General features: G+C 69.2%; 4 protein-coding genes. 1 reads left to right on the forward strand and 3 read right to left on the reverse strand.

Features of this window, described 5'->3' with window-relative positions:
• Positions 1-59: 59 nt before the first annotated feature.
• From GRC12_RS40695 to bldG, 3 genes are all read right to left on the reverse strand, one after another.
• On the reverse strand, positions 60-2,468 hold the full coding sequence (locus tag GRC12_RS40695; RefSeq protein ID WP_208785485.1) for a sodium-translocating pyrophosphatase: 2,409 nt from the start codon (positions 2,466-2,468) through the stop codon (positions 60-62).
• A gap of 338 nt (positions 2,469-2,806) precedes the next feature.
• On the reverse strand, positions 2,807-3,238 hold the full coding sequence (locus tag GRC12_RS40700) for an ATP-binding protein (protein ID WP_208785486.1): 432 nt from the start codon (positions 3,236-3,238) through the stop codon (positions 2,807-2,809).
• Between the two features lie 118 nt (positions 3,239-3,356).
• Positions 3,357-3,698: an anti-sigma factor antagonist BldG gene (gene bldG, locus GRC12_RS40705; protein ID WP_003975386.1), complete on the reverse strand. Its 342-nt coding sequence runs from the start codon at positions 3,696-3,698 to the stop codon at positions 3,357-3,359.
• A 161-nt stretch (positions 3,699-3,859) separates the two neighbouring features.
• On the opposite strand from bldG, the gene GRC12_RS40710 reads away from it, so the two are divergent.
• Positions 3,860-6,248: DEAD/DEAH box helicase (locus tag GRC12_RS40710; RefSeq protein ID WP_208785487.1), on the forward strand; the 2,389-nt coding region annotated here is incomplete at its 3' end.

Raw genomic sequence — 6,248 nt, forward strand, 5'->3', positions numbered from 1 at the left:
GGCGACGCGTCAACACGCGTCGCCCGCCCGCCCCTTGCTGCGGACCGTCGTAAGACCGCCTACGAAACCACCGCGGGGTCCGTCGACTTGGCCATTCGCTCCGACTTGCCCTCCTCGTCGCCCACGGTGATGCCGCGCCGCTTGGAGATGTACACCGCCGTGACGATGACGAGCAGGGAGAGGATCGCGATCAGGATCCGCACCCCGATGTTCTTGTCGTCGCCGTAGGAGAACTTGATCACCGCCGGCGCGATGAGCAGGGACACCAGGTTCATCACCTTCAGCAGCGGGTTGATCGCCGGACCCGCGGTGTCCTTGAAGGGGTCGCCGACCGTGTCGCCGATGACGGTGGCCGCGTGGGCCTCGCTGCCCTTGCCGCCGTGGTGGCCGTCCTCGACGAGTTTCTTGGCGTTGTCCCAGGCACCACCGGAGTTGGCGAGGAACACCGCCATCAGCGTGCCCGCGCCGATCGCGCCCGCGAGGTAGGAGCCGAGCGCGCCGACTCCGAGCGTGAACCCGATGAAGATGGGCGCCATCACGGCGAGCAGACCGGGTGTGGCCAGCTCCCGCAGGGCGTCCCGGGTGCAGATGTCCACGACCTTGCCGTACTCGGGCTTCTCGCTGTAGTCCATGATCCCGGGGTGCTCGCGGAACTGCCGCCGCACCTCGTAGACCACCGAGCCCGCCGACCGCGACACCGCGTTGATCGCCAGCCCCGAGAAGAGGAAGACGACCGCCGCGCCCGCGATGAGACCGACGAGGTTGTTGGGCTGCGAGATGTCCAGGGACAGGCTCAACGGGGCGCCCTTGCCGGTCAGCTTCTCGCCCACGTCCTGCACGTTCGTGGTGATCGCGTCCCGGTACGACCCGAAGAGCGCCGACGCCGCCAGGACGGCGGTGGCGATGGCGATGCCCTTGGTGATGGCCTTCGTCGTGTTGCCGACGGCGTCCAGGTTGGTGAGCACCTGGGCGCCGGCGCCCTCGACGTCGCCGGACATCTCGGCGATGCCCTGCGCGTTGTCGGAGACCGGTCCGAAGGTGTCCATGGCGACGATCACGCCGACCGTGGTGAGCAGACCGGTGCCGGCCAGCGCCACCGCGAACAGCGCCAGCATGATCGACGTGCCGCCGAGCAGGAAGGCCCCGTAGACGCCGAGGCCGATCAGCAGCGCGGTGTAGACGGCCGACTCCAGACCCACCGAGATACCGGCGAGGACGACGGTGGCCGGGCCGGTCAGCGAGGTCTTGCCGATGTCCATGACAGGGCGGCGGTTGGTCTCGGTGAAGTAGCCGGTCAGCTGCTGGATCACGGCCGCCAGCAGGATGCCGATCGCCACCGCGACGAGCGCGAGGATGCGCGGATCGCCGTCCTTGGCCCGGATCGCCGCGTCGCTGATGCCGTCGAGGTCGCTGTACTTGGCCGGGAGATAGATGAAGACGGCCGCCGCCACCAGCCCGAGCGAGATCACCGCGGAGATGAAGAAGCCCCGGTTGATCGCGGACATGCCGCTGCGGTCGGCCCGGCGCGGGGCGACGGCGAAGATGCCGATCATGGCGGTGATCACGCCGATGGCCGGCACGATCAGCGGGAAGGCGAGCCCGGAGTCGCCGAAGGCCGCCTTGCCGAGGATCAGCGCGGCGACCAGGGTCACGGCGTACGACTCGAAGAGGTCGGCCGCCATGCCGGCACAGTCGCCGACGTTGTCGCCCACGTTGTCGGCGATGGTCGCGGCATTGCGCGGGTCGTCCTCCGGAATGCCCTGCTCGACCTTGCCGACCAGGTCGGCGCCGACGTCGGCGGCCTTGGTGAAGATGCCGCCGCCGACACGCATGAACATGGCGATCAGAGCGGCCCCGAGGCCGAAGCCCTCGAGCACCTTCGGCGCGTCGGCCGCGTACACCAGCACCACACAGGAGGCGCCCAGCAGACCGAGCCCCACTGTGAACATGCCGACGACGCCGCCCGTGCGGAAAGCGATCTTCATGGCTTTGTGCGAGACGGTGGTGAGATCCTTTTCCGGCTCACCCTCCGCCGGGGTCGCTTCCCGGGCCGCCGCGGCAACACGCACATTGCTGCGCACCGCCAGCCACATGCCGATATAACCGGTGGCCGCCGAGAACGCGGCGCCGATCAAGAAGAACACCGATCGGCCTGCGCGCTGATTCCAGTCGTCCGCGGGCAGCAGCATGAGCAGGAAGAACACGACGACGGCGAATACGCCGAGCGTGCGCAGCTGGCGTCCCAGATAGGCGTTGGCGCCTTCCTGGACCGCTTCCGCGATCTTCTTCATGCTGTCGGTGCCCTCGCCCGCCGCCAGCACCTGGCGCACCAGGATGCCCGCGACCACGAGCGCGGCCAGCGCGACGACTCCGATGATCGTCACGATGATCCGGTTGTCGTCGGTGAGCACTGCGGCTGCGAAGGTTGTGGGGTGGTCCAACTCATGAGGGGTAGAAAGCCCCGCCATTCGTCCTCCTTGACGCTTGGGCTGAGCTCAAGATGTGGACGGATTCTAGGTACCCCGACCTGATCAAAACAGAGCACGGGAAACGGAATTAACCTTCACATGCTTCTCAGCAAATGATCGACGTCACGCCAGGGAACCCGAAAGAGGTAACGCCCCAAAGGCATTGACGGCCGCATTGCCGCTTGATCGAATTATCACCTCATTGATCGTGAATTCATTCACGAATTGCAAAGGTGATCGGAAAAACTGAAAGGGCCCTGCTCAGCAGGGCCCTTCAGGCGGTCTTCGGGTGATCTAAGCTGATCTTCAGGTGGTCTTCTGCTGGTACGAGGGTGGGGTCAGGGGAGTACCGCGACCGGCGGAGTGGTCGGCCAGGTCATCCGGATCGACCCGCCGTTCTCCCCCGCACTGACCTCAACGTCGTCGACGAGGCCGCTGATGACCGCGAGGCCCATCTCGTCCTCCTCGGCCTCCACGTCGTCACCCAGCGACCCTGCTGCCCGGTCTCCGGGCACCGAGCGCGGTGCCTCGTCACCGACCTCGATGGAGAACTGCTTCTCCTCCTCGATCAGCTTCACCTGCACCGGCGTGGTGATGCCGGCGCTCTGGTGCAGTCCGACGGCACGGGAACAGGCCTCGCCGACGGCGAGCCTGACCTCGTCGAGAACGGCCTCGTCCACTCCGGCCCTGCGCGCCACCGCTGCCGCCACCAGTCGGGCGGTCCTGACGTGCTCGGGCAGCGCGCTGAAGCGGAGTTCAACGGTGGCCATGCGTCCCCCTCGGAACTACGGGCGTGCTGTGGGGGGACCGGGCCGCCGAAAGCCCGGACCCCCTGTCGGTACATCTTCCGTCCCGGGAGCGGACCCTTCCCGCTCCATGGGGCGGTGGTCAGTCGGTCGCCGCCACCGCTTCCTCGACCGAGGTGTGGATCGGGAACACCTTGGTGAGGCCGGTGATGCGGAAGATCTTCAGAATGCGCTCCTGGTTGCAGACCAGGCGCAGTGAGCCCTCATGGGCTCGTACCCGCTTCAGGCCGCCGACCAGCACGCCGAGCCCGGTGGAGTCGAGGAAGTCGACGCCCTCCATGTCGACGACGAGGTGGAAACTCCCGTCGTTCACCAGCTCGACCAGCTGCTCGCGCAGCTTGGGCGCGGTATATACGTCGATTTCGCCACCGACCTCGACGACCGTACGATCGCCGACGGTACGGGTCGACAGGGACAGGTCCACGGATCCTCCAGCACCTTGCTACTCGAGCGGTCGCCCCTCGGGACACCTCGGCAGAGCCCCCGGAACGGTTCGCCAGCCGCGATGGCATTCAATCACTTACGGCAGACGTGCACGACGCCTTGGTCCCATTGTCCGTCACGCCAGTGACACACTCGGTGCCGATGGCCAAGAATCACCGATCCGATCGATCCCCGGCGGACCCCGTGTCCCGGCTCGCACCGGGCACGATCCTGGACCGGCTCGCCTCCGGGCCGAGCCGGGCTTCGCGCATCACTCATACGGAGCACTTGCCCCCGCGCGAGGGTCGGCATGCCGTCTGGCCTGACCGGATTCGTTCGGAGGTCGTCGCGGCCGTGCGGGCCTGCGGCATCGAGCACCCCTGGGCCCACCAGGCGATCGCCGCCGAGCACGCCCTGGACGGCGACTCGGTGGTGGTCGCCACCGGCACCGCGTCCGGCAAGTCCCTGGCGTATCTCGTACCGGTCCTCTCCACCCTCCTGGAGGGCTCCGAGGCCCCGAACGGCCGCGGTGCCACCACCCTGTACCTGTCCCCCACCAAGGCGCTCGCGGCCGACCAGTGCCGATCCGTGAAGGAACTTTCACAACCCCTCGGAAATGCGGTACGCCCCGCGGTCTACGACGGCGACACCCCGTTCGAGGAGCGCGAGTGGATCCGCCAATACGCCAACTACGTCCTGACCAATCCGGACATGCTGCACCGCGGGATACTCCCCTCCCACCCCCGCTGGTCCTCCTTCCTGAAGTCCCTGAAGTACGTCGTCATCGACGAGTGCCACACCTACCGGGGCGTCTTCGGCTCCCACGTCGCCCAGGTGCTGCGCCGCCTGCGCCGCCTGTGTGCCCGCTACGGCGCCTCTCCCGTCTTCCTGCTCGCCTCCGCCACCGCCGCCGAGCCCGCGGTCGCCGCCCGCCGCCTCACCGGCCTCCCGGTCGTCGAGGTCGCCGACGACGCCTCCCCGCGCGGCGAGCTGCTGTTCGCCCTCTGGGAGCCCCCGCTCACCGAGCTGCAGGGCGAGAAGGGCGCCCCGGTCCGCCGTACCGCCACCGCCGAGACCGCCGACCTGCTCACCGACCTCGCCGTGCAGGGCGTGCGCTCGGTCGCCTTCGTCCGCTCCCGGCGCGGCGCCGAGCTGATCTCGGTCATCGCCCAGGAACGTCTCGCCGAGGTCGACCGCTCTCTCGCCCGGCGTGTCGCGGCCTATCGCGGCGGCTACCTCCCGGAGGAGCGTCGCGCCCTGGAACAGGCCCTCCACTCCGGCGAACTGCTGGGCCTCGCCGCGACGACCGCCCTCGAACTCGGCATCGACGTCTCCGGCCTGGACGCCGTGGTGATCGCCGGCTACCCCGGCACGCGCGCGTCCCTGTGGCAGCAGGCGGGCCGCGCCGGGCGCGCCGGGCAGGGGGCGCTGGCCGTCCTCGTGGCCCGCGACGACCCCCTGGACACCTTCCTCGTCCACCACCCCGAGGCCCTCTTCGACCAGCCGGTGGAATCCACGGTCCTCGACCCCGACAACCCGTACGTCCTCGCCCCGCACCTGTGCGCGGCCGCGGCGGAGATGCCCCTGACCGACGAGGACCTGGACCTCTTCGGTCCCGAGACCGAGAGCCTGCTGCCCCAACTGGAGGCCGCGAAGCTCCTGCGCCGTCGCACGAAGGCCTGGCACTGGACGCGCCGGGAACGGGCCGCTGACCTCACCGACATCCGCGGCGAGGGCGGAAGCCCGGTCCAGATCGTCGAAGCCGGCACCGGCCGTCTGCTGGGCACCGTGGACGCGGGCGCGGCGCACACGACCGTGCACGAGGGCGCGGTCCATCTCCACCAGGGGCGCACCTACCTGGTCCGCTCCCTCGACCTGGAGGACTCCGTCGCCCTGGTCTCTGAGGCGAACCCGCCCTACTCGACGGTCGCCCGGGACACAACCTCCATCTCCGTCCTGGAGACCGACACCGAGATCCCCTGGGGCGAGGGCCGCCTGTGCTACGGCTCCGTCGAGGTCACCAACCAGGTCGTGTCCTTCCTCCGCCGGCGTCTGATCACCGGTGAGGTCCTGGGCGAGACGAAACTCGACCTCCCTCCTCGTACCCTGCGCACACGCGCGGTGTGGTGGACGGTCACCGACGACCAGCTCGACGAGGCCCGCATCAACCCCGAGATCCTCGGCGGCGCCCTGCACGCCGCCGAACACGCGTCGATCGGCATGCTGCCCCTCTTCGCGACCTGCGACCGCTGGGACATCGGCGGCGTGTCGATCCCCCTGCACCCCGACACGCTCCTGCCGACGGTCTTCGTGTACGACGGCCACCCCGGCGGTGCGGGCTTCGCCGAGCGCGCCTTCCACACCGCCCGGACCTGGCTCACCGCCACCCGCGAGGCCATCGCCTCCTGCGAGTGCGACGCCGGCTGCCCGTCCTGCATCCAGTCCCCCAAGTGCGGCAACGGCAACGACCCACTCCACAAGAGGGGGGCGGTACGACTCCTCACGGTGCTTCTGCGGGGGGCACCCGAGGAGAAGCCGGGGGACGGGGTGG

It is taken from the genome of Streptomyces griseorubiginosus (assembly GCF_017614965.1).
Classification (GTDB): Bacteria; Actinomycetota; Actinomycetes; order Streptomycetales; family Streptomycetaceae; genus Streptomyces; species Streptomyces griseorubiginosus_B.